The sequence below is a fragment of the Aeromicrobium sp. Sec7.5 genome, assembly GCF_036867135.1.
Lineage (GTDB): Bacteria > Actinomycetota > Actinomycetes > Propionibacteriales > Nocardioidaceae > Aeromicrobium.
Window position 1 is genome coordinate 2,233,884 of record NZ_JBAJIJ010000001.1, and the last position, 20,234, is coordinate 2,254,117.

At 72.0% G+C, this 20,234-nt stretch carries 21 protein-coding genes and 1 tRNA gene; 11 read left to right on the forward strand and 11 right to left on the reverse strand.

Going from position 1 to position 20,234, the window contains the following annotated elements; translation table 11 throughout:
• Nucleotides 1-12: 12 nt before the first annotated feature.
• The gene (locus tag V6S66_RS11250) at nt 13-594 is read right to left on the reverse strand and encodes a PPA1309 family protein (protein WP_334206830.1); all 582 of its coding nucleotides are present in this window, start codon (nt 592-594) and stop codon (nt 13-15) included.
• Nucleotides 591-1,700, reverse strand: coding sequence for a YlbL family protein (locus V6S66_RS11255; RefSeq protein WP_334206831.1), 1,110 nt, complete (start codon nt 1,698-1,700; stop codon nt 591-593). Before V6S66_RS11255 ends, V6S66_RS11250 begins: the two co-directional genes overlap by 4 nt.
• Nucleotides 1,701-1,751: 51 nt before the next feature.
• Here V6S66_RS11255 and V6S66_RS11260 point away from each other — a divergent pair, with 51 nt between their 5' ends.
• Entirely contained in the window at nt 1,752-3,104 is a 1,353-nt protein-coding gene (locus tag V6S66_RS11260; protein WP_334206832.1) for a zinc-dependent metalloprotease, read from the forward strand.
• The gene (locus V6S66_RS11265) at nt 3,101-3,655 is read left to right on the forward strand and encodes an NUDIX hydrolase (protein WP_334206833.1); all 555 of its coding nucleotides are present in this window, start codon (nt 3,101-3,103) and stop codon (nt 3,653-3,655) included. Before V6S66_RS11260 ends, V6S66_RS11265 begins: the two co-directional genes overlap by 4 nt.
• On the opposite strand, the gene V6S66_RS11270 is transcribed toward V6S66_RS11265, so the two are convergent.
• Nucleotides 3,618-4,109, reverse strand: coding sequence for a M48 metallopeptidase family protein (locus V6S66_RS11270; protein ID WP_334206834.1), 492 nt, complete (start codon nt 4,107-4,109; stop codon nt 3,618-3,620). The two genes, V6S66_RS11265 and V6S66_RS11270, sit on opposite strands and share 38 nt — an antisense overlap.
• A gap of 236 nt (nt 4,110-4,345) precedes the next feature.
• Between V6S66_RS11270 and V6S66_RS11275 the strand changes: the two genes are divergently transcribed.
• From V6S66_RS11275 to V6S66_RS11285, 3 genes are all read left to right on the forward strand, one after another.
• Entirely contained in the window at nt 4,346-4,504 is a 159-nt protein-coding gene (locus V6S66_RS11275) for a DUF5679 domain-containing protein (RefSeq protein WP_334206835.1), read from the forward strand.
• Nucleotides 4,505-4,574: 70 nt separating this feature from the next.
• A complete protein-coding gene (locus V6S66_RS11280) occupies nt 4,575-5,468 on the forward strand; it encodes a hypothetical protein (RefSeq protein WP_334206836.1) in 894 nt (297 codons plus the stop codon).
• A gap of 4 nt (nt 5,469-5,472) precedes the next feature.
• The gene (locus tag V6S66_RS11285) at nt 5,473-6,831 is read left to right on the forward strand and encodes an ABC1 kinase family protein (RefSeq protein ID WP_334206837.1); all 1,359 of its coding nucleotides are present in this window, start codon (nt 5,473-5,475) and stop codon (nt 6,829-6,831) included.
• On the opposite strand, the gene V6S66_RS11290 is transcribed toward V6S66_RS11285, so the two are convergent.
• Nucleotides 6,799-8,883, reverse strand: a complete 2,085-nt coding sequence (locus V6S66_RS11290) for an ATP-dependent DNA helicase UvrD2 (protein WP_334206838.1) — start codon at nt 8,881-8,883, stop codon at nt 6,799-6,801. The two genes, V6S66_RS11285 and V6S66_RS11290, sit on opposite strands and share 33 nt — an antisense overlap.
• Before the next feature lie 25 nt (nt 8,884-8,908).
• Here V6S66_RS11290 and V6S66_RS11295 point away from each other — a divergent pair, with 25 nt between their 5' ends.
• The gene (locus tag V6S66_RS11295) at nt 8,909-9,154 is read left to right on the forward strand and encodes a mycoredoxin (protein WP_334206839.1); all 246 of its coding nucleotides are present in this window, start codon (nt 8,909-8,911) and stop codon (nt 9,152-9,154) included.
• A 22-nt stretch (nt 9,155-9,176) separates the two neighbouring features.
• On the opposite strand, the gene V6S66_RS11300 is transcribed toward V6S66_RS11295, so the two are convergent.
• The 4 genes from V6S66_RS11300 to V6S66_RS11315 are packed head-to-tail and all read right to left on the reverse strand — an operon-like array spanning nt 9,177 to nt 14,224.
• Nucleotides 9,177-9,944 carry a DUF4097 family beta strand repeat-containing protein gene (locus V6S66_RS11300; RefSeq protein WP_334206840.1) on the reverse strand — a complete coding sequence of 256 codons (768 nt, stop codon included), beginning with the start codon at nt 9,942-9,944 and terminating at the stop codon, nt 9,177-9,179.
• Nucleotides 9,941-11,773 carry a glycerol-3-phosphate dehydrogenase/oxidase gene (locus tag V6S66_RS11305; protein ID WP_334206841.1) on the reverse strand — a complete coding sequence of 611 codons (1,833 nt, stop codon included), beginning with the start codon at nt 11,771-11,773 and terminating at the stop codon, nt 9,941-9,943. Before V6S66_RS11305 ends, V6S66_RS11300 begins: the two co-directional genes overlap by 4 nt.
• 39 nt (nt 11,774-11,812) lie before the next feature.
• Nucleotides 11,813-13,333 carry a glycerol kinase GlpK gene (gene glpK / locus V6S66_RS11310; RefSeq protein WP_334206842.1) on the reverse strand — a complete coding sequence of 507 codons (1,521 nt, stop codon included), beginning with the start codon at nt 13,331-13,333 and terminating at the stop codon, nt 11,813-11,815.
• A 42-nt stretch (nt 13,334-13,375) separates the two neighbouring features.
• Nucleotides 13,376-14,224: an SDR family oxidoreductase gene (locus tag V6S66_RS11315; RefSeq protein ID WP_334206843.1), complete on the reverse strand. Its 849-nt coding sequence runs from the start codon at nt 14,222-14,224 to the stop codon at nt 13,376-13,378.
• Nucleotides 14,225-14,324: 100 nt separating this feature from the next.
• Here V6S66_RS11315 and V6S66_RS11320 point away from each other — a divergent pair, with 100 nt between their 5' ends.
• Nucleotides 14,325-14,663, forward strand: coding sequence for a winged helix-turn-helix transcriptional regulator (locus V6S66_RS11320; RefSeq protein ID WP_334206844.1), 339 nt, complete (start codon nt 14,325-14,327; stop codon nt 14,661-14,663).
• Nucleotides 14,664-14,765: 102 nt separating this feature from the next.
• Here V6S66_RS11320 and V6S66_RS11325 read toward each other — a convergent pair whose 3' ends face one another.
• Nucleotides 14,766-15,008, reverse strand: a complete 243-nt coding sequence (locus V6S66_RS11325) for a hypothetical protein (RefSeq protein ID WP_334206845.1) — start codon at nt 15,006-15,008, stop codon at nt 14,766-14,768.
• A 22-nt stretch (nt 15,009-15,030) separates the two neighbouring features.
• Between V6S66_RS11325 and V6S66_RS11330 the strand changes: the two genes are divergently transcribed.
• Nucleotides 15,031-16,587 carry a phytoene desaturase family protein gene (locus V6S66_RS11330; protein WP_334206846.1) on the forward strand — a complete coding sequence of 519 codons (1,557 nt, stop codon included), beginning with the start codon at nt 15,031-15,033 and terminating at the stop codon, nt 16,585-16,587.
• A gap of 63 nt (nt 16,588-16,650) precedes the next feature.
• Nucleotides 16,651-16,726: transfer RNA gene (locus tag V6S66_RS11335), tRNA-Lys, on the forward strand.
• Nucleotides 16,727-16,777: 51 nt separating this feature from the next.
• Here V6S66_RS11335 and V6S66_RS11340 read toward each other — a convergent pair.
• Nucleotides 16,778-17,488, reverse strand: a complete 711-nt coding sequence (locus V6S66_RS11340; protein ID WP_334207258.1) for a spermidine synthase — start codon at nt 17,486-17,488, stop codon at nt 16,778-16,780.
• Between the two features lie 119 nt (nt 17,489-17,607).
• Here V6S66_RS11340 and V6S66_RS11345 point away from each other — a divergent pair, with 119 nt between their 5' ends.
• Complete coding sequence (locus tag V6S66_RS11345; protein WP_334206847.1) at nt 17,608-19,077, forward strand: ABC transporter permease; 1,470 nt, start codon at nt 17,608-17,610, stop codon at nt 19,075-19,077.
• Nucleotides 19,078-19,108: 31 nt separating this feature from the next.
• Complete coding sequence (locus V6S66_RS11350; protein WP_334206848.1) at nt 19,109-19,795, forward strand: ABC transporter ATP-binding protein; 687 nt, start codon at nt 19,109-19,111, stop codon at nt 19,793-19,795.
• Here the strand turns inward: V6S66_RS11350 and V6S66_RS11355 are convergent, their stop codons facing one another.
• Nucleotides 19,796-20,206, reverse strand: a complete 411-nt coding sequence (locus tag V6S66_RS11355) for a CoA-binding protein (RefSeq protein ID WP_334206849.1) — start codon at nt 20,204-20,206, stop codon at nt 19,796-19,798.
• Nucleotides 20,207-20,234: the final 28 nt, after the last annotated feature.

Genomic DNA, 20,234 nt, shown 5'->3' on the forward strand with positions numbered 1-20,234 from the left:
CCGAACTGTACGTCACGCGTCCCCAACGAGGGTCTGGCCGAGCAGCGCCACCAGTCCGGGGACCAGGTCAGGGCCCTCGAGCAGGTCGGAGTCGGAGTCCTCGTCGGGCGCACCGCGGCCGCGCACGGCGCTGTGCGAGGTCCCGCCGCGGAGCACCGCCGCGACGAGCCTGACCTCCTGGCGGTCCGGGTGGGCCGCCAGCACGGCCGCAGCCTCGGCGGGGTCGTCGGGCAGGCCCTCCTCGGCCTCCGGCGGGACCATGAACCGCTCGATCACCGCGGCGCAGCCGTGCACCTCGTCGGGCCAGGTCAGCCGGGTCAGGGCCGACTCGAAGTCGTCGGCGGGCACGCCGTCCTGCTCGATCGGCGTGAAGGAACCGTCGGAGCCGTCGCCGACCTGGTCGGCCAGCGCCGGCTGCTTCGCCACGAGCTCGGCGGTGCGGACCAGCGCGAACAAGCGGGGTGGCTGGTCCCAGCCCGCCTCGGCGACGTGCTGCTCGATCTCGAGCGCGGCGCGGCGCAGGGGCGAGTCGGGGTGGAGCTCGAGGACCCCGTCGTCGCCAGGGAGATCACCAGCGGGAGGCAGTGTGGTCATGAGCAGCTCGGGACCTTCGCGTCGGGATCCTCGGCGAGCGTCTCCAGCGAGGCGATCGCGTCGTCGAGGTCGGTGATCTTGACCAACGTCATGCCGAAGTCGTCGCCGTCCTCGGCCTCGGCGCAGTTGTCGGCGGGCACGAGGAAGACCTCGGCACCGTCGGCGTTCGCGCCTGCCATCTTCTGGCGCACCCCGCCGATCGGGCCGACCACGCCGTCCGGGGAGATCTCGCCCGTGCCGGCGATCCGCCGGCCGCCCGTCAGGCTGCCGGGAGTCAGCAGGTCGTAGATCGCGAGGGCGAACATCGTGCCGGCGCTGGGCCCGCCGACCGAGTCGCCCACGTTGTTGTCGATCTGCACGGGCAGGTCGAACCGCGAGGCGAGGCTGACGCCGATCCGCGGGACCTCGGGGTCGTCCGCGGCGGGCTTGGTCGTGATCGCGACGTCCTGCGGCGCACCGTCACGCTCGACCGAGAGCGTCACGACGTCACCCGGCGTCACGGCCGAGACCGCCTCGACCGCCTGCTGGGGCGTGGCGACGGCCGAGCCGTCGACCGCGACGACCACGTCGCCGCTCTCCAGGAGGTCGACCGAGGCGCCGTCCTCCGCGACCTCGCCGATCTCCACCTGCTCGGGCACCTCGTAGCCCAGCGCCCGAAGGGCCGCGACCGTCGAGTTGTCCTTGGAGGACGCGAGCTGCGCGGCCGACTGGGCGTCGGACTCCTCGGCGGTCTCGCCCTCCGGGTAGAGGAAGTCCTTCGGCACGACCCGGACGTCGGAGTCGAAGTAGGCCAGCAGGGCCTCGCTGAACCCGACCTTGCCGTCCGGACCGGTGACCGACACGGTCGTGAAGTCGAGCGCGCCGTCGGTCGGGTACGTCGCCACACCGCCCTCGACGGCGAGCATCGGCTCGCCGTTGAACTCGCCGAGGGTGTCGAACACCGGACCCGGCTGCAGGGTCGCGTACGGCACCGGCAGCATGAACGCGACGATCGTCAGCAGGATCGTGGTGACGGCGGCCACCACGACCGTGACGTAGCGGCGGCTGACGGAGGGTTCGAAGCCGATCCAGGGATCGTGATCGGGCTGTGGAGGGGTCAGGGACACGGGCCCACGATAGGGCCGCACTGGTTGGGGTGAGCCGGATATCGTGGCTCCATGTCAGACCATGACGCAGACCGCCCCGACGACTCCGGCGACGACACCCCGCAGAACCCTTTCGCGGGCACGCCGTTCGAGGCCCTCTTCTCGCAGTTCGGCATGCCCGGACAGTCCGGCGCAGCCGGCCCGTCCGGATTCCTGCCGAACGGTCCGTCCGGGGGTGCGGCACCCGACCTCAATGCCCTGATGGCCCAGGTCCAGCGGATGTTCCAGCCCCACGACGGCACGGTCGACGCCTCGGTCACGCTCGAGGTGGCTCGCCACACCACGGCGGGAGCCGGACCCGATCCGTCGCCCACCGCCGCCGAGCAGGCCGCCGTGGCCGACGCGGTGCAGCTCGCTGAGATGTGGCTCGACCACGCCACCGAGCTGCCGCGCGGCGCCACCACCGCGGCCCCGTGGAGCCGTGCGGAGTGGATCGAGCACACCGCCGACACGTGGCACACCCTGGCCGAGCCCGTCGCCGAGCACGTCGTCGAGGCGATGAGCCAGGCCATGCCCGACGAGATCAAGGCCATGGCTGGCCCCCTGATCGGCATGCTGTCGCAGGCCGGGAGCGCCATGTTCGCCCAGCAGCTCGGACGCGGCCTCGGTGAGCTCGCCGGCGAGGTGCTCAGCTCGACCGACATCGGACTCCCGCTCGGACCCACCGGCGTCGCCGCCGTGCTGCCGGCCAACCTCGCCGCGTTCGGCGACGGGCTCGAGCTGCGCACCTCGGACGTCCTGCTCTACGTCGTGCTCCGCGAGTGCGCCCACCACCGCCTGTTCGCGGCAGCACCGTGGCTCAAGGGCGCCCTCGTGACCGCCGTCGAGGAGTACGGCCGCGGCACCCGGATCGACCTGGAGGCCATCGAGCGTCGGGCCGCCGAGTTCGACCCGTCACGACCGCAGGAGATCGTCGACGCGCTGCAGAACGGCCTGTTCGACCCCGAGCCCACTCCCGACCAGCAGCAGGCGCTCGCACGGCTGGAGCACCTGCTGGCCCTCGTCGAGGGCTGGGTCGACGAGGTCGTCACGCAGGCCACGCACGACCGCATGCCGGCCGCCGTCGCGCTCGCCGAGACGATGCGTCGCCGTCGCGCCAGCGGCGGACCCGCGGAGCAGACCTTCGCCAGCCTCGTCGGGCTCCAGCTGCGGCCGCGGCGTCTGCGCGACGCCGTCAACCTCTGGGCGGCCGTGCGCGACCGTCAGGGCGCCGAGGCCCGCGACCGCTTCTGGCAGCACCCCGACGTGCTGCCCGGGCCTGCTGACCTCGACGACCCGCTGGGCTTCGCCGAGCCGCGCTCCACGGAGGACGGCGCCGACCCGTTCGACGACGAGCTGCGTCGCCTGCTCGACGACGACGCGTGACCGAGGACCTCCACGCCGACGCCGTCGCGACGCTCACGGCGTGGCGGGCCCCCGACCACGAGCAGGAGCGCCTCCGCCAGACCTACCTCGCGGTGCTGGCCGAGCGCGACGACGCGATGTACCGGTCGAGCCGCCCCGACCACCTGACGGGCAGCGTCCTGGTGTTCTCGGCCGACCACCGGCAGGTCCTGCTGACGTTGCACGGCAAGGCGGGTCTGTGGCTCCAGACCGGCGGCCACTGCGAGGAGACCGACACCACGCTCGCCGGTGCGGCCCGGCGCGAGGGCGTCGAGGAGTCCGGCATCGACGACCTCGCGATCGACCCCGTCCCGGTGCTCCTGTCCCGGCACGCGGTGCCGTTCTGCGTGCCGGGTGGGCACCACCTCGACGTGCAGCTCGTCGCGGTCGCGCCCCAGGGCGCCACGGCGGTGCGGTCCGAGGAGTCCGAGGACCTGCGCTGGTTCGGCGTCGACGACCTGCCCGCCGCCACCGACGACGACGTGCGACGCCTCGTCAGCGCTGGTGGGCGACGCCTTCGAGGAAACCCCTAGCGCGTTCGGCCCGCGGAAAGCGACCGAGCTCCTGCCAGAACTCGGGCGTGTGACCGCCGGGCACCACGAGGTGCACGAGCTCGTGGAGCAGGACGTAGTCGACGACCCATTCCGGCAGGTCGCGCACGTGGTGCGAGATCCGGACCTCGCCCGTGGACGGGGTGCACGACCCCCAGCGGGCGTGCTGGTTGGTGACCCAGCGCACCGAGGAGGGTCGGGCCCGGCCGTCGAGGTACCGCGCCGACAACCGTGCCGCCCGACCCAGGAGGTCGTCGCCGCTCAGGACCTCTCGCTGCTCGCGTGCGGTGACCTTGGCGACGAGCGAGTCGACGAGCCGCTGCTCCTCGGTGGGGTCGAGCCCGGCGGGCACCATGACGACGAGACGGTCCCCCTCGCGCCGCGCCTGCACGGTGCGCCGACGGCGGGCCGAGCGCCGGATCTCCACGTCCTCCACGACGCCGAGGGTACGAGGTGGGACCGACGGCCGCCGCCACTTGCCCACACCGTGTCCACCGGTGCGTCCACACCGCACGCGGCGATTCCCCCAGGCCGTCCCCAGGTTTATCCACAGCGGTGGACAGAGATTTCCGGAAACGCTTGACGCATTGCCTCCCCCGTCGTAGGCCTCGCTGACCCTATGCTCCCATGTGACCGGCGTCACAACGACGTCGGCGAACGAAGGAGTCGACCATGTCGGAGACCTGGAGCGGTGAGTTCTACTGCGTGAAGTGCCGCGAGAAGCGCGAGGCCAGCGGCTCGATCGAGGTCAACGCGAAGGGCACCAAGCTCGCCAAGGGGGTCTGCCCGGTGTGCTCCACGAACCTGACCCGCATCCTGGGCAAGGCCTGACCCGCGCCGTCTGGACGCCGGCTGTGGACGACCGCGTGACGCGCCGGGCCGGCGACCCGAGGCTGGGCGCATGGTCCGACGCCCCGCACTCGCCCCTGGCACCCACCTGACCCGCCACGACGCCCGCCGGCTGCGCCTCGGGTCGCACCCCGGCGTCGTCGTCGACGACTCCGCACTGCTGCGTGCCGTGGTGGCCGCCATCGACGGCGTGCGGACCCGCGACGTCGTCTGCGCTGCAGCCGCCGAGACCGCGGGGTGCCAGCTCGACGAGGCACAGGCGCTGCTCGACGACCTGGTCCGTCGCGGCGCCGTCGTCGACGCGCAGGCGTGGATCAGGTGTCGGGCGCCCCGGGACGAGGTCGCCGCGGCGGTGCTGCGCGGCCGCGACCCGGCCGCCATGACGGCTCGCGCACGCACGGTGCTGGCCGTGCACGCCGGGCCGGGATGTCACGACCTCGCCGACCTGGTGCGGCTCGGGGCCCGCATCGGCGGACTCGCGGTGCGCGCCGACCGCCCGGCCGACGTCCTGGTCGTGCTGACCGCGGGTGAGCCCCACCGCGACACGGTCGAGGCGCTCGTGGGCACCGGAGCCACGGTGCTGCCCGTCGTGCTCGACGAGGGCCGTTGCGTCGTGGGCCCCTGGATCGACGCGGGGCGCACCCCCTGCCTGCGCTGCGCCGATCACGCCCGCGCCTCGTGGGCCACCGGGTGGGCCGGACACTGGCCGTCGCTGGACCGTCCGGACCGCCCGCACGCCGTCGGCGCGGAGCTGGCCCAGGCCGTCGCCGCCCTGGTCGTGTCGGACGTCTTGGCCGCCTGCGACCGCCAAGCGGTCAGGACGGTGGGAGCCCGACTCACGATCGGACCCGAACCGACCCGCGCCACGCGCCTGGCCGTGGCCTTCCATCCGGACTGCCCGTGCCACCTGCTCACCACGCACGTCGCGGAGTCGCCCGTATCCTGAATGCGTGGCACAGGGCGATGACAACGACGGCCGCAAGAAGGGCGTCATGCCGGGCAGCGCCTTCGGGCGCACCGCTCGCCTCGCCGCGCTGCCCGTGGGCTTCGCGGGGCGCGCCACCCTCGGTGTCGGCAAGCGCATGGTCGGCCGCCCGGCGCAGGCCGTGCTGACCGACGTCCAGCGTCGTACCGCCGACCAGATCTTCTCCGTCCTGGGCGAGCTCAAGGGCGGCGCGATGAAGTTCGGGCAGGCCATGAGCGTGTTCGAGGCGGCCCTGCCCGACGAGCTGGCCGGGCCCTATCGCGAGGCGCTCACCAAGCTGCAGGACGCCGCTCCCGCGATGCCGGCCTCCACGGTGCACGGAGTGCTCCAGAACGAGCTCGGCGACTTCTGGCGCGACCGGTTCAGCTCGTTCGACGACACGCCCGTCGCTGCGGCCTCGATCGGTCAGGTCCACCGCGCCGTGTGGGCCGACGGCCGCGACGTCGCCGTCAAGATCCAGTACCCCGGCGCCGCCCGTGCCCTCCGGGCCGACCTGCGGCAGATCGCGCGGCTGTCGCGCCTGTTCTCGGTCCTCGCCCCCGGTCTCGACGTCAAGCCCCTGATCGCCGAGCTGCAGGCGCGCGTCGAGGAGGAGCTCGACTACTCGCTCGAGGCCGCGTCCCAGACGGTCTTCGCCACCGCCTACGCCGGCGACCCCGTGTACGCCGTGCCCGGCGTCGTGGCCCACACCGAGCGGGTGCTGGTCACGGAGTGGCTCGAGAGCACCGGATCCCTGGCCCAGGTCATCGCGAGCGGGACCCAGCAGGAGCGCGACACCCACGGTGAGCAGTTCGTGCGGTTCCTGATCGGCAGCCCGCGCCGGTGCGGCCTGCTGCACGCCGACCCCCACCCCGGCAACTTCCGCACGTTGGCCGACGGGCGGCTCGGCGTCGTCGACTTCGGTGCCGTCGCGCGCCTCGAGGGCGGGTTCCCGCCCGCGATCGGCACCCTCCTGCGCAAGGCCGTGTCGGGCGACGCCGAGGCGGTGTCGCAGGGCCTGCGCGACGAAGGCTTCATCCGGGCCGGGGTGAAGATCGACCCCGAGACGCTCGCGGCCTACGTCGGACCGTTCTTCGAGCCCGCCACGGTCGACGAGTTCAGCTTCAGCCGCGCGTGGCTGCGGGAGCAGATGACTCGCGTCACGGCGCCGGGGGCCGAGGGCATGGGTACCGCGATGAAGGTCAACCTGCCGCCCGAGTACCTGTTGATCCACCGCGTCTGGACCGGGGCGATCGGGGTGCTGAGCCAGCTCGAGGCCACCGCGCCCTTCAAGCAGATCCTCGAGGAGGAGCTACCGGGCTTCGCCGACGATGTCGAGCAGTGACTCGCCGAACTCGTCGAGCTTGCGTCGTCCGACACCGCTGATGCGCAGCAGCGCGGGCCCGTCGGCGGGCTTGACCTCCGCGATCAGCTTCAGCGTGTTGTCGTTGAACACGACGTAGGCCGGCACCTTCCGGTCGGTGGCGACCTCGGTGCGCCATGTGCGCAGGCGCTCGTACAGCTCCTCGTCGTAGGTGACGGGGCAGTCGGCGCAGCGTCCGCGCTTGCGGTCGGCCGACGTCGCGAGCACCTGGCCGCACACCGGGCACGTGCGCACCTTGCGGTCGGCGCTACGACTGGCGCGGGCCGCATGACCGGCCGGCAGCAGCGGGTCGAGGAAGCGGGTGGGGTTGCGCTTGGTGCGGGCCGTGGCCGTGCGGGCCGTGGCCCAGGTCAGGTACAGGTGGCGCCTGGCGCGCGTGACGCCGACGTAGAACAGCCGGCGCTCCTCCTCGACGGCCTCAGGGGTCTGCGCGTGGATGATCGGCAGCATGCCCTCGTGCAGGCCCGTGCAGAACACGGCGTCCCACTCCAGGCCCTTCGCCGAGTGGAACGTGGCCAGGGTGACGCCGTCGGCCGTGGGGGCGTGCGCCGACTCCGCGCGTCGCTCGAGATCGGCGACCAGGGCGGACACGGTGGCCTGGGGGTCGGCCTCGACGAAGTCGGCCGCCATCGTGGTGAGCGCGTGCAGCGACTCCCACCGGTCGCGAGCGGCACCGGTGCCCTTGGGGGCCTCGTCGGGATGGCCCATCCCGGCCAGGACCGCGCGGACGTCGCCCATGAGGTCACCGGAGTCGGCCGCCGCCGCGGCGCCGCGCAGGAGCGTGACGGCCTGGCGCACCTCGGCCCGCTGGAAGAAGCCCTCGACACCTCGGAGCATGAACGGGACGCCGCGCGAGCCGAGCGCCTCCTCGAAGGCCTCCGACTGCGCGTTGATGCGGAACAGGACGGCGGCCTCGCGGTACGGGACCCCGCGACGGTTGAGCGCCACGATCTCGTCGGCCACGGCCTCGGCCATCGAGGCCTCGTCGGCGTAGCCCGTGTAGTCGACCGGGTCACCGGCCGGGTTCTGCGGCTGGAGCGTGACGCCCGTGCGCTGCGACCCACTGAACACCGCGTTGGCCGCGGCCACGATCTGCGGCGACGACCGATAGTTGCGCACCAGCTCGACCCGGGTGGCGTCGTCGAACCGGCCGGCGAAGGTGCGCAGGGCGGCCGGCGACGCCCCCGCGAACGTGTAGATGGTCTGGTACGGGTCGCCCACGACGCAGACGTCGGAGCGACCGCCGAGCCAGAGGTCGAGCAGCGTGGACTGCAATGGGTTGACGTCCTGGAACTCGTCGACCACGAACCAGCGGTACTGGCTCCGGACCTGAGCCGCGATGCGTTCGTCGGAGTCGAGCATCGAGGCGGTGAAGAGCAGGATGTCCTCGAAGTCGATGACCCGGCGCTCGCGCTTGATCTCCTCGTACGCCGCGTAGGTGGCCCCCACGTCGCCCAGGTCGAGGTCGCCGACCACCCGGCCGGCCGCCCGGCCCGTGTAGTCGTGCGGCACGACGTTGCTGACCTTGGCCCACTCGATCTCGGAGGCGAGGTCACGGATGACGGCGTTGTCGCCGCGCAGCCCCACGCGGCGAGCGGCGCCGGCCACGAGGGCGAACTTGGAGCCGATGATCTCCGGCAGGTCGCCCCCGTAGAACTGCGGCCAGAAGTAGCGCAGCTGCCGCAACGCGGCCGAGTGGAACGTGCGGGCCTGCACGCCGGGCGCACCGAGCTGCGAGAGCCGGCCGCGCATCTCCCCCGCGGCCCGGGTGGTGAACGTGACCGCCAGGACCTCCTGCGGCTTGTAGACGCCGGTGTCGACGCCGTACGCGATGCGGTGCGTGATCGCCCGGGTCTTGCCCGTGCCTGCACCGGCGATGACGGCGACGGGACCCTTGAGGGCGACCGCGACCTCGCGCTGCTCGGGGTCGAGTGCGTCGAGCAGGGGGTGGGACGTCGTGCTGATGCGAGGCTCCTGGGAGGAATCAGATGCTGGGGGGCGTGGTTGACTCAAGCGTAGAGGTCGAAGGAGACAGTCCATGAGTGAGACGTTCACGATGTACAGCACCCCGTGGTGCGGCTACTGCCACCGGCTCAAGGGCCAGCTCAAGCGCGAGGGCATCACGTTCGACGAGGTCGACATCGAGCAGGTCCCCGAGGCCGCGAAGCTCGTCGAGAAGGCCAACAACGGCAACCAGACGGTGCCGACCCTGGTCTTCGCCGACGGCAGCGCGCTGACCAACCCGTCGGTCGCCCAGGTCAAGGCCCAGCTGGCGCTCGCCTGAGGGTCGCGGGCCCCGCTGGTCCTTAGCGCTCCTCGAGGGTCACGTCTCCGGAGTCGGTCTCGATCGCGATGAACCCCTCGGAGCCGTCGCCGCCCGGCTCGAGGTCGGACTCGACGTCGCCGGAGTCGGCCACGGTGACCACGTCGTAGGTCACGTCGCCGGCCGGGACCACGACGTCGACGTCGCCGGAGTCGGTGGTGGTCTTGAGGCCGAGCGGCTGCTGCGCGAACGCGAGGTCGACGTCGCCGGAGCTCGTCGTGACGCCCAGGTCGACCATGACCAGGTCGCTGCCGGTGACGTCGCCCGAACCGGTGCGAATCGTCGCGACGCCGTCGATGCCGGCGAGGTCGACGTCCTGGCCGGAGGCCTGCAGCTCGAACTGCGCGCCGGCCGGCACGCCGATCGTGACGCTGCCCCCGCACCCCGGGATCAGCAGCGGCTGGCAGCTGGCCGTCAGCAGGATGTCGCCGCCGGTCTGCTCGGTCTCGTAGTCGGTGCCGAGCCAGCCGCCGACGACCTCGGCGTCGACCGTGATGTCGTCGGCGGACGCCGGGACCACGCGGACGTCGAGGTTCTCGACGACGAACCGCAACGGTTGCGTCGGATCGGCCGTGAAGGTCTCGGCCGTCGTCTCGGTGGTGCGCGTGAGGCGACCGACGCCCAGGACGAGACCGACGACCAGCAGCACCACGACCGCCGTGGCGGCCACCGTGATGAGCGTGCGCGACAGCGGCGACCGCGGGTCGGTCAGGTCGTCGATCTCGGGCTCGACCGGGTCGAACGTGCTCACGCCGAGCCCTCAGGACCCGCGACCTGGGGCTCCGAGCGGACCTCGGGCGTCGGTGCCTTCGAGCGTCGGGACACCTTCTCGGGCCGCTCCGTCTTCTCGGCCGCGGTCACCTGGACCGGAACGACGTCCGGCGCACCCATCCGGGCGGCATCTGCGGTCTCGTCGTCGGGCATCGTCTGGCTCTCGCGCTCGGCCTCGACCCGCTTCAGGTAGTGCTCGACCTCACGGCTGCGCTGCGACTTGCTCCACCCCAACGTGCGCCCCATGAGATCGGCGACCTCGACCGCGACGTCGGTGCCCCGGTCGAAGGTCTCGAAGGAGATCCGGGTGCGCCGCGCAATCATGTCGTCCAGGTGGCGGGCGCCCTCGTGCGTCGTGCCGTACACGACCTCGGCGCGCAGGTAGTCGTCGGCGCCACCGAGGGGATCGCCGAGGTCGGGGTACTTCCGCACGAGGTCCAGCAGCTCGAGCGTCAACGATCCGTAGCGGTCGAGCAGGTGCTCGATGCGCCCGACGCTGAGGCCCGAGGAGCCGGCGAGCTGGTGCCGCTGGTTCCACATCGCCTCGTACCCGTCGGCGCCGAGCAGCGGGACGTCCTCGGTGCACGACGGCGGCACCTTGCGGTCCAGGTCGGCGCTCATGGCGTGCACCGCCGCGTCGATCGCGTCCTTGGCCATGATCCGGTACGTCGTGTACTTGCCGCCCGCGATGACCACGAGGCCCTGGGTGCTGGTGGAGACGGCGTGCTCGCGCGACAGCTTGCTCGTGGCGTCGGACTCCCCCGCCAGCAGCGGCCGGAGGCCCGCGAAGACACCCTCGACGTCATCGTGCGTGAGCGGCTCGACGAGCACGGCGTTGACGTGGTCGAGCAGGTAGTCGATGTCGCTGCGGCTGGCGGCCGGATGGTCCTTGCTGAGCGACCAGTCGGTGTCGGTCGTGCCGATCATCCAGTGGCGTCCCCACGGGATGACGAACAGGACCGACGTCTCGGTCCGCAGGATCAGGCCGGACTCGCCGCGGATCCGGTCACGGGGGACGACGAGGTGGATGCCCTTCGACGCGCGGACGTGGAACTGCCCGCGCTCGCCCGCGAACGACTGCGTCTCATCGGTCCAGACGCCCGTGGCGTTGACGACCTGACGCGCGCGGACGTCGATCTGATGGCCCGTCTCGAGGTCGGCGACGCGGGCGCCGACGACGCGGCCGCCCTCACGCAGCAGGTCGACCACGCGCGCCCGCGTGGCGACGTGCGCGCCGTAGGCCGCCGCGGTGCGGGCGATCATCATGGTGTGGCGGGCGTCGTCGACCTGCCCGTCGTAGTAGTGCAGCGCACCGACCAGCGCGTCCTTGCGGAGCGCCGGCATGATCCTGCGCGCCCCCCGACGGGTCAGGTGCGTGTGGTGCGGGACGCCGCGCGACCGCCCCGACAGGCGCGCCATCGTGTCGTACAGCAGGACGCCGGAGCCGGCGTAGAAGCGCTCCCACACGCGGTGCGTGAGCGGGTAGAGGAACGGCACCGGCTTCACGAGGTGGGGGGCGAGCTTCTCGATCAGCAGGCTGCGCTCGGCCAGGGCCTCCGCGACCAGGCGGAAGTCGAGCATCTCGAGGTACCGGAGGCCGCCGTGGATCAGCTTGCTCGAGCGACTCGACGTGCCCGATGCGAAGTCGCGCGCCTCGACCAGTCCCACCGAGAGACCGCGGGTGGCCGCGTCGAGCGCGGCGCCCGTGCCCACGACCCCGCCACCGATCACCAGCACGTCGAGGTGCTGGGTGCCCATCGCGTCGAGCGAGGCCTGGCGGAGACGGGGAGACAGCGCTACCGATCGCATGGCCCCCAGTCAATCAGGCTCCGGCCGTGCCCACACCCGCTAGACCCAGCCGTGGGTGCGCTCGACGGCCTTGGTCCACTGCGCGTGCGACGACTCCCGCTGACCGTCGTCCCACTGCGGGGACCACTGCTTGCTCTCCTGCCAGTTGTCGACGAGCTCCTCGCAGCTCGTCCAGAAGCCCACGGCGAGCCCGGCCGCGTAGGCCGCGCCGAGCGCCGTGGTCTCCGTCACGACGGGGCGGCTGACCTCGACACCGAGCACGTCGGCCTGGATCTGCATGCAGAGGTCGTTGGCCGTGACGCCCCCGTCGACCCGCAGGATCGAGAGCTCGAGGCCCGCGTCGACGACCATCGCGTCGACGACGTCCTTGCTCTGGAAGCAGATGGCCTCGAGTGCGGCGCGGGCGATGTGGGCCTTGGTGTTGAACCGCGAGAGGCCCACGATCGCGCCCCGCGCGTCGGGCCGCCAGTGCGGCGCGAAGAGCCCCGAGAACGCCGGCACGAAGCACACCCCGCCCGTGTCCTCGACGCTCGCGGCGAGCGTCTCGGTCTCGGCGGCGTCGTCGATGATGCCGAGCTGGTCGCGCAGCCACTGCACGGCCGATCCCGTGACCGCGATCGATCCCTCCAGCGCGTAGACCGGCGCCTCGCCCCCCAGCTGGTAGCCGAGGGTCGTGAGGAGCCCGTGGCTCGAGCGCACGATCTCGGTGCCGGTGTTGAGCACCAGGAAGTTGCCGGTGCCGTAGGTGTTCTTGAGCTCCCCCGGCTTGAAGCAGGCCTGCCCGACGAGGGCGGCGTGCTGGTCGCCGAGGTCGCCCGCGAGCCTGACCTCGCCGCCGAACGGACCGTCAGGGAGCGTCGTGCCGTAGACCTCCGAGGACGACCGGATCTCGGGCAGCATCGAGCTCGGGACGCCGAAGACGTCGCGCAGCTCGTCGTCCCAGGCCAGCGTCTCGAGGTCCATCAGCATCGTGCGGCTGGCGTTCGTGACGTCGATCAGGTGCTGGCCGCCGTCGGGACCGCCCGTGAGCCACCACAGCAGCCAGGTGTCGATCGTGCCGAAGATCGCGTGGCCGGCCTCGGCGTCCTCGCGCACGCCGTCGACGTTCGCGAGGATCCAGGCGATCTTGCCGCCGGCGAAGTACGCCGCGGGCGGCAGGCCGGACCGGTGCCGGATCAGGTCGCCATGCTTCTCGTCCGCCTCGGCGGCGATCTCGGCCGTGCGGGTGTCCTGCCAGACGATCGCGTTCGTGTAGGCCTTGCCGGTGCGGCGGTCCCACACGACCGTGGTCTCACGCTGGTTGGTGACGCCCACGGCCACCAGGTCGTCGTGGGTGAGGTCGGCGCCCGCGAGCGTCTCGCGGATGCACAGCTCGGTGTTGCGCCAGATCTCGGCGGGATCGTGCTCGACCCACCCGGCACGCGGCAGGATCTGCTCGTGCTCGACCTGGTGCCGCGCCACCTCGGCGCCGGCGTGGTCGAACACCATGAAGCGTGTACTGGTGGTGCCCTGGTCGATCGCTCCGACGTACCGGGCTCGGTCGGAGGAGGCCTGCGTCATGGGGGCAGCCTAGTGACGCAGGCCACCTTCCGGCAGCAGGATTCAGCTCACGGCGCGGAGCGTCTCGACCAGCGGCGTGGTCGGGCGACCGATCAGGGTCGCGAGGGTGCCCGGCGTGGCGGCCAGGTGGCCCTCGGCGATGTGGCCGTCGGTCGCGACCACGAAGTGGACCGACCCCTCGTCGAGGCCCGCGCCCGTGAGGATCTCGGCGTGCTTGGCCGCGTCGACGTCCAGCACCGACACGTCCTGGTCGATGACCTCGCCGATCGCGGCGGCCAGCTCGGCCTGCGTCCAGGCGACGTCGCCCGACAGCTCGTAGACCCGCTCCGGCGAGTCCGACGTGACCACGACGGCGGCAGCCGCGGCGAAGTCGTCGCGTGACGCGCTGGCGACCCGGCCGTCGCCGGCGCTCGTCACGACCGCACCGGAGGCGCGCGCCGCGTCGATGCTGGGCGCGTAGTTCTCGTGGTACCAACCGTTGCGCAGCAGGCTGTGGGCCAGGCCGGAGTCGGCGAGCAGCGTCTCGGTCTCGACGTGCTCGGGGGCGACCAGAAGCGGCGAGCCGTCGGCGTGCAGGACGCTCGTGTAGGCGATGAACGAGACACCGGCGGCCTGGGCGGCCTCGATCACGTTGCCGTGCTGCACGGCGCGCTGGCCGATCTCGTTGCCCGAGACGAGCACGACCTTGTCGACGCCCGCGAACGCAGCGGTGAGGGCGGGCACGTCGGTGTAGGTGGCGACGCGGATCTCGACGCCCTGCTCGGCGAGCGGGGCGGCCTTGGCCTCGTCGCGCACGACCGCGACGAGCTCGGACGCGGGGACGCGCTCGAGCAGCTGGGCGACGATGCGGCGGCCGAGCTGGCCGGTGGCTCCGGTGACGGCGATGGTCATGGGGTGCTCCTGAGGTTGGGGGGTTTACTACTTTCCAGACGTTAGCACTTACTTTCCAATAGCACTACCCATGGGTTAGCATGACGCCAGGAGGTCGACCATGAGCGCACCCGACTACGACGTGTTCGCGACGCAGTGCCCGTCCCGCGAGACGCTCGAGCTCGTCACGAGCCGCTGGGGCACGCTGACCCTCGCCGCCCTGAGCGACGTCGAGAGCGCCCGGTTCGGGGAGCTGCGCCGCCGGATCGACGGCATCAGCGACAAGATGCTGTCGCAGACCCTCAAGCAGCTGCAGGCCGGCGGACTCGTCTCGCGCGCCGAGCACGACACGCTCGCCCAGCACGTCGACTACGCCCTGACCGACCCCGGCCGCACCGTGGCCGCCTCGGTCATCGCGTTGGTGCAGTCGGTCTACCGCGTGCAGCCCACGCTCGCCTGACCCGCGGGGGTGGGGCGGTGAGTTAGCCACCTTTCGGACCCCTCCCGGGGGTGGGCCAGGTGCGTTGGGTGGAACACTCACCGCCCCCCGAGCCGCGGGCCCTCAGAACACGCCGGTGACGGCCTTGGAGAGCTCGTTCGCGCCGACCCCGAGCAGCGCGATCTTGAACAAGGTCCCGAGCACGACCGCCCACAGCAGCGCGTAGCCGAACTTCGCACCGGCCGTGAGCGTCGCGACGAGGTCGCCGGCACCCACTCCCGTGCCGGCCACCACCAGGCCGGGCCCGATGAGCCGCCACCGCGCCTTGACCTCGCCCGTCCCCTGCTCTCCCCCGTGATTCGTCATCGATCCACCGTAGGTTGTGACCGTGAGCCACACCACTGACCACCGCGACGTCGTGATCGTCGGAGGCGGCCACAACGCCCTCGTCGCCGCGACGCTCCTGGCCCGCGCCGGCCTCGCGGTGACGGTGCTGGAACGGCTCGAGCACGTGGGCGGGGCCGCGGTGAGCGCCCGGACCTTCCCCGACCACGACGCCCGCCTCTCGCGGTACTCCTACCTCGTGAGCCTGTTCCCCGACCGGCTCGTCGCGGAGCTGGGCCTTCGACTCGAGCTGCGCTCGCGCGACACGGCCTCGTTCACGCCCTACGTCCACCCCGACGGGACCCCGGACGGGTTGTTGGTCAGCGCCGACCCGGCAGCGACCGCCGAGTCGTTCCGTCGCCTCACTGGCGGCTCCACCGAGATCTCGCAGTGGCGTGACTTCTACGGCGACGTCGAGGAGCTCGCCGCGGTCGTCGCGCCCACGCTTCTCCGTCCGCTCCCCCGCGCGAGCGACCTGCGCGACCGCACCGATCCGACGACCTGGTCCGAGGTGGTCGAGCGACCGCTCGGCGAGGCGATCGAGGCGCGGTTCGCGAACGACCTCGTGCGCGGGGTCGTCGCGACCGACGCCCTGATCGGCACGTTCGCCTCGCTGCACGAGCCGTCGTTGGTGCAGAACCGCTGCTTCCTCTACCACCTGGTCGGCAACGGCACGGGCGAGTGGCGCGTGCCCGTCGGTGGCATGGGCGCCGTCACGGGCGAGCTCGAGCGCGTGGCCCGCGAGGCGGGTGCCGAGATCGTCACCGCCACCACGGTCGACACCGTCCGGCCGGACCACGACGGAGTCACCGTCACGGCGGGGCGACGCACCTGGCGGGCCGGTCACGTGCTCTCGGGCGTGGCTCCCGCGGCGCTGGCCGAGCTCCGGGGGACCCCGTCCGCACCACCACCCGAGGGATCGCAGCTCAAGGTCAACCTGCTGCTCTCACGACTCCCCCGCCTGCGCAGCGGGATCGACCCGGCGATCGCGTTCGCCGGCACCCTGCACCTGGGCGAGTCCCTCACGGAGCTCGAGGCCGCGTACGCCGAGGCCGCCTCCGGACACCTCCCCACACGCGCGTCGGGCGAGGTCTACTGCCACACCCTGACGGACCGCAGCATCCTGGGCCCGGAGCTCGCGGCGACCGAGGCGCAGACCTTGACCTACTTCGGGCTGCACACCCCACCGTCGACGCTCCCCGATGCGGCCGCGGCGCAGGAGGCCTACGCCCGGGTCGTGGCCGCGATCGACGAGCACCTCGCCGAGCCGCTGACTCCCTTGGTCCTGGGCGTCGAGGTCAAGACGCCCAGCGACGTCGAGGCCGCGCTCGCGATGCCCGGCGGGCACATCTTCCACGGGGACCTGGCCTGGCCCTGGCTCGACGACGACGAGACCGCCGACACCCCGGCCGAGCGGTGGGGCGTCGCCACCGAGCACCCGCGCGTGCTCGAGTGCGGCAGCGGCGCGCGCCGCGGTGGGGCCGTCAGCGGCCTGGGTGGCCACGCAGCCGCCGCGGCGATCGTGGAGCACCTCGGGATCGGCGACCTCGACCTGTCCTGAGCCCGGCGCGGGGGCCCGCCCGATTTCAAAACGGCGGCCTCGGCTGGTAACGTTCTTCCCCGCGCACCCCTAGCTCAATTGGCAGAGCAGCTGACTCTTAATCAGCGGGTTCTCGGTTCGAGTCCGAGGGGGTGTACCACCGAAGGGCCGGAGCTCCTGAGCTCCGGCCCTTCGTCATTCCTCGGGGTGATCAGTCTGCCGTGCGGGCGAGGTAGATCGTGGCGGTCGACGTGCCGCCGGTCAGTCGGTTCGGGAAAGTCACGACCTCCGCCCGCGCCTCGCGGAACGACCCCGCCAGCGTGCGCAGGAAGTCCTCGTCCGGGGCGTCGTCGGACCACAGTGCGAAGACACCACCGGGGTGGAGCAGGTCGTTGATGCGCGCCAGCCCGGCCTCGGTGTAGAGGTCCGCGTGGCTCGGGTGCAGGTGGTGGCGCGGCGTGTGGTCGACGTCCAGCACGATCGCGTGCCACCGACGACCGGGACGCTCGGCATCGAGCTCACCACCGGCGCGGACCCCGGCGAAGAAGTCGCCGTGGACGAGCCGACACCGGTCGTCGGTCGTCAGGAGCGCCCCGGCGGGGATCAGGTGACGGCGGTGCCAGTCGATCACCTCGGGCAGCGCGTCGACGACGACCAGGTGGCGGACCCGCGAGTCCTCCAGCACGGTGACCGCGGTGCAACCCAGCCCGAGGCCTCCCACCACGACGTCCATCTGGGCGAACGTCGAGTCGGCCATCGCGAGCGTGCCGAGCGCGGTCTCGGAGACCGTGAAGAGGCTCGACATCAGGAACTCGTCGTTGAGCTTGATCTCCAACAGGTCCTGGCGGGCGATCGGGTCCCACCGTTCACGCAGGATCAGCTCACCCATGGGTGTCTGCTGGACGTCGATCTCCCGGAACATGGCCACGGGACGATCATGGACCCTGCCCACAGTCCCACCACAGCCCGGCGCCAGTCGGTTCCGATCCTGGCTTCCTACGGTGACGTCATCCCCCCTGATGTCGTCCGAGAGGAACCCCGGTGTTCACCACCTACCTGAGGCGCGAGCTGAGCGGTCGCCGCAAGCAGACCGTGATCGTCGCGATCGGCCTAGCCGTCGCCATCACGCTCGTCATCGTCGTCAACGCGTTCGCCGCCGGCGTGCGCGACGCCCAGAGCGAGGTGCTGGAGTCCGTGTACGGCGTCGGCACTGACGTCACCGTGACCCAGGCCGCCGAGCCCGGCACCGGCGGAGCCGGCCAAGGAGACCGGTTCGAGTTCGAGGACGGTGCCGGGGAGACCACCGACGGCACCACCCAGCTCTCCCAGCAGCGCCTGAGCACTGCCATGGGGACGACAGCCTTCGCATCGTCGAACCTCGCGGCCATCACCGACCTCGACGGCGTCGCCGCTGCGGCCGCGACCCTGACTCTCGAGAGCTCGATCTTCAGCGGCGAGGTTCCGGACATGACCTCGAACAGTGGAGGCACCGGCCAGAATGGTCCGCCCACCGAAGGGACAGGGCCCAGCTCGTTCTCGGTCGACCGCTTCACCGTCACGGGCATCGACTCCGCGACCGATGCGCTCGGTCCGCTGACCACGATGGAGATCACCGATGGCGAGGGGCTGTCGAGCGCCGGCGACACCGATCCCGTGGCCGTGCTCGACTCGGTCTACGCCAGCGAGGTCGGACTGGCCGTGGGCGACGCGATCTCGGTGGCCGGCACCGACCTGACGGTCATCGGCGTCGCAACCTCCACCAGCGGTGAGGGCGTGGCGACCGAGTCGAACGTCTACGTCCCGCTGACGCTCGCGCAGACCCTCGCGGGCCTGACCGACCAGGTCTCCACGGTCTACGTGCAGGCCATCTCGGCCGACACCGTGGGCGAGGTGGCTGACGCGATCAGCACATCACTGCCCGACCTCTCGGTCGAGACGCAGGAGGACCTGGCGTCCTCGGTGACCGGCTCGTTGTCGAGTGCCTCCGACCTGGCCGGCTCGCTGGGTCGTTGGCTCTCGATCGCGGTCCTGGTCGCGGCGTTCGGCCTCGCCGCGCTGTTCACGGTCTCGGGGGTCAACCGCCGCACTCGTGAGCTCGGCACCCTGAAGGCCATCGGCTGGTCGCGGCGCCGGGTCGTGGGGCAGGTCGCCGGCGAGTCGCTCGTGCAGTCACTGATCGGCGGCGTCATCGGTGCGGTCGTCGGACTGATCGCGATCGTCGGGATCAACGTCGCCGGCATCACGCTGTCGGCGGCACAGGCGGCCACGACCGGACCCGGAGGCGGCGCGTCCGGAGGCGGACCCGGAGGCGGACCCGGAGGCGGACCCGGAGGCCAGGCCGAAGAAGCCGCCACGAGCACCGTGGACCTGGTGCTGCACGCCCCGATCAGTCCCCAGCTCGTCGTGATCGCGCTCGGCGTGGCAGTCGTCGGCGGTCTCCTGGCCGGCGCGATCGGCGGTTGGCGCGCCGCCCGCCTCAGTCCCGCCGTGGCCTTGCGATCCATCGCCTGACCACCCACCCACCCAAGGAACGGAGCAGGACATGTACTCCATCACCGGACTCACCAAGACCTACGCCACCAGACAACGCGGCACGATCCACGCCCTCGAGGGCATCGACCTCCAGATCGACGACGGTGAGCTCGTCTCGATCCAGGGCCCCACGGGCGGTGGCAAGTCGACACTGCTCCAGATGCTGGGTGCGCTCGACCGGCCGAGCGACGGCTCCATCAAGGCCTTCGACGAAGACCTTGCGGTGCTGAGCGACACCGAGCTGACCCGGATTCGGGCGCGGGAGATCGGCTTCGTCTTCCAGCACTACAACCTGATCCCGACGCTCACCGCGGCCGAGAACGTCGAGGTGGCGATCCTTCCATCCAATTGCGACGGGAAGGTCACCCCACCGGAGCGACGCGAAAGGGCGCTCGAGGTACTGGCTCAGGTGGGCCTGGCCGACCGCGCGACGCACCGTCCGGCCGAGCTCTCCGGCGGTCAGCAGCAACGGGTCGCGATCGCCCGGGCGCTCGTCAAGCGACCCCGGGTCCTGCTTGCCGACGAGCCGACCGGCAACCTCGACGAGGCGATGCGTGACGAGATCTGGGACGTCATCGAGCGGCTCCACGCCGACAGTGGGCTCACCGTCGCGATCGTCACGCACGACACCGCGATCGCGCGGCGCACTCCGCGGCGCCTCCGCATCGCGGCAGGAAGGCTGGCGGAGCTCGACTGACTAGCGGCGGTTCCACTCGATCGCGGGGCAGGTGTCCATGACCATCGGGACGCCCGCGTCGCGGGCCCGGTCGAACGCGGCCTCGTCGATCACGCCGAGCTGCAGCCAGATGGCCTTCGCGCCGACCTCGATCGCCTCGTCGACGAACTGGCCGGCGGCCTCGGAGCGACGGAACACGTCGACGACGTCGAGGTCGAACGGCACGTCGGCGAGCGTCGCGTAGCCCTGCTCCCCCAGCACGACCGGTGCGTCCGGGTGGATCGGCACGATGCGCTTGCCCCGCTGCTGCAGCAGGGCCGCGATCGAGTGGGCCGTGCGGCTCGTGTCGGTCGAGAGGCCGACGACGGCCCAGGTCTCGAGATCGTCGAGCATCAGGTCGACGGCCGCCTTGTCCTGCCAGTTCGCGCTCATGGGTCCACGGTAGGCCGGAACCCCCAGC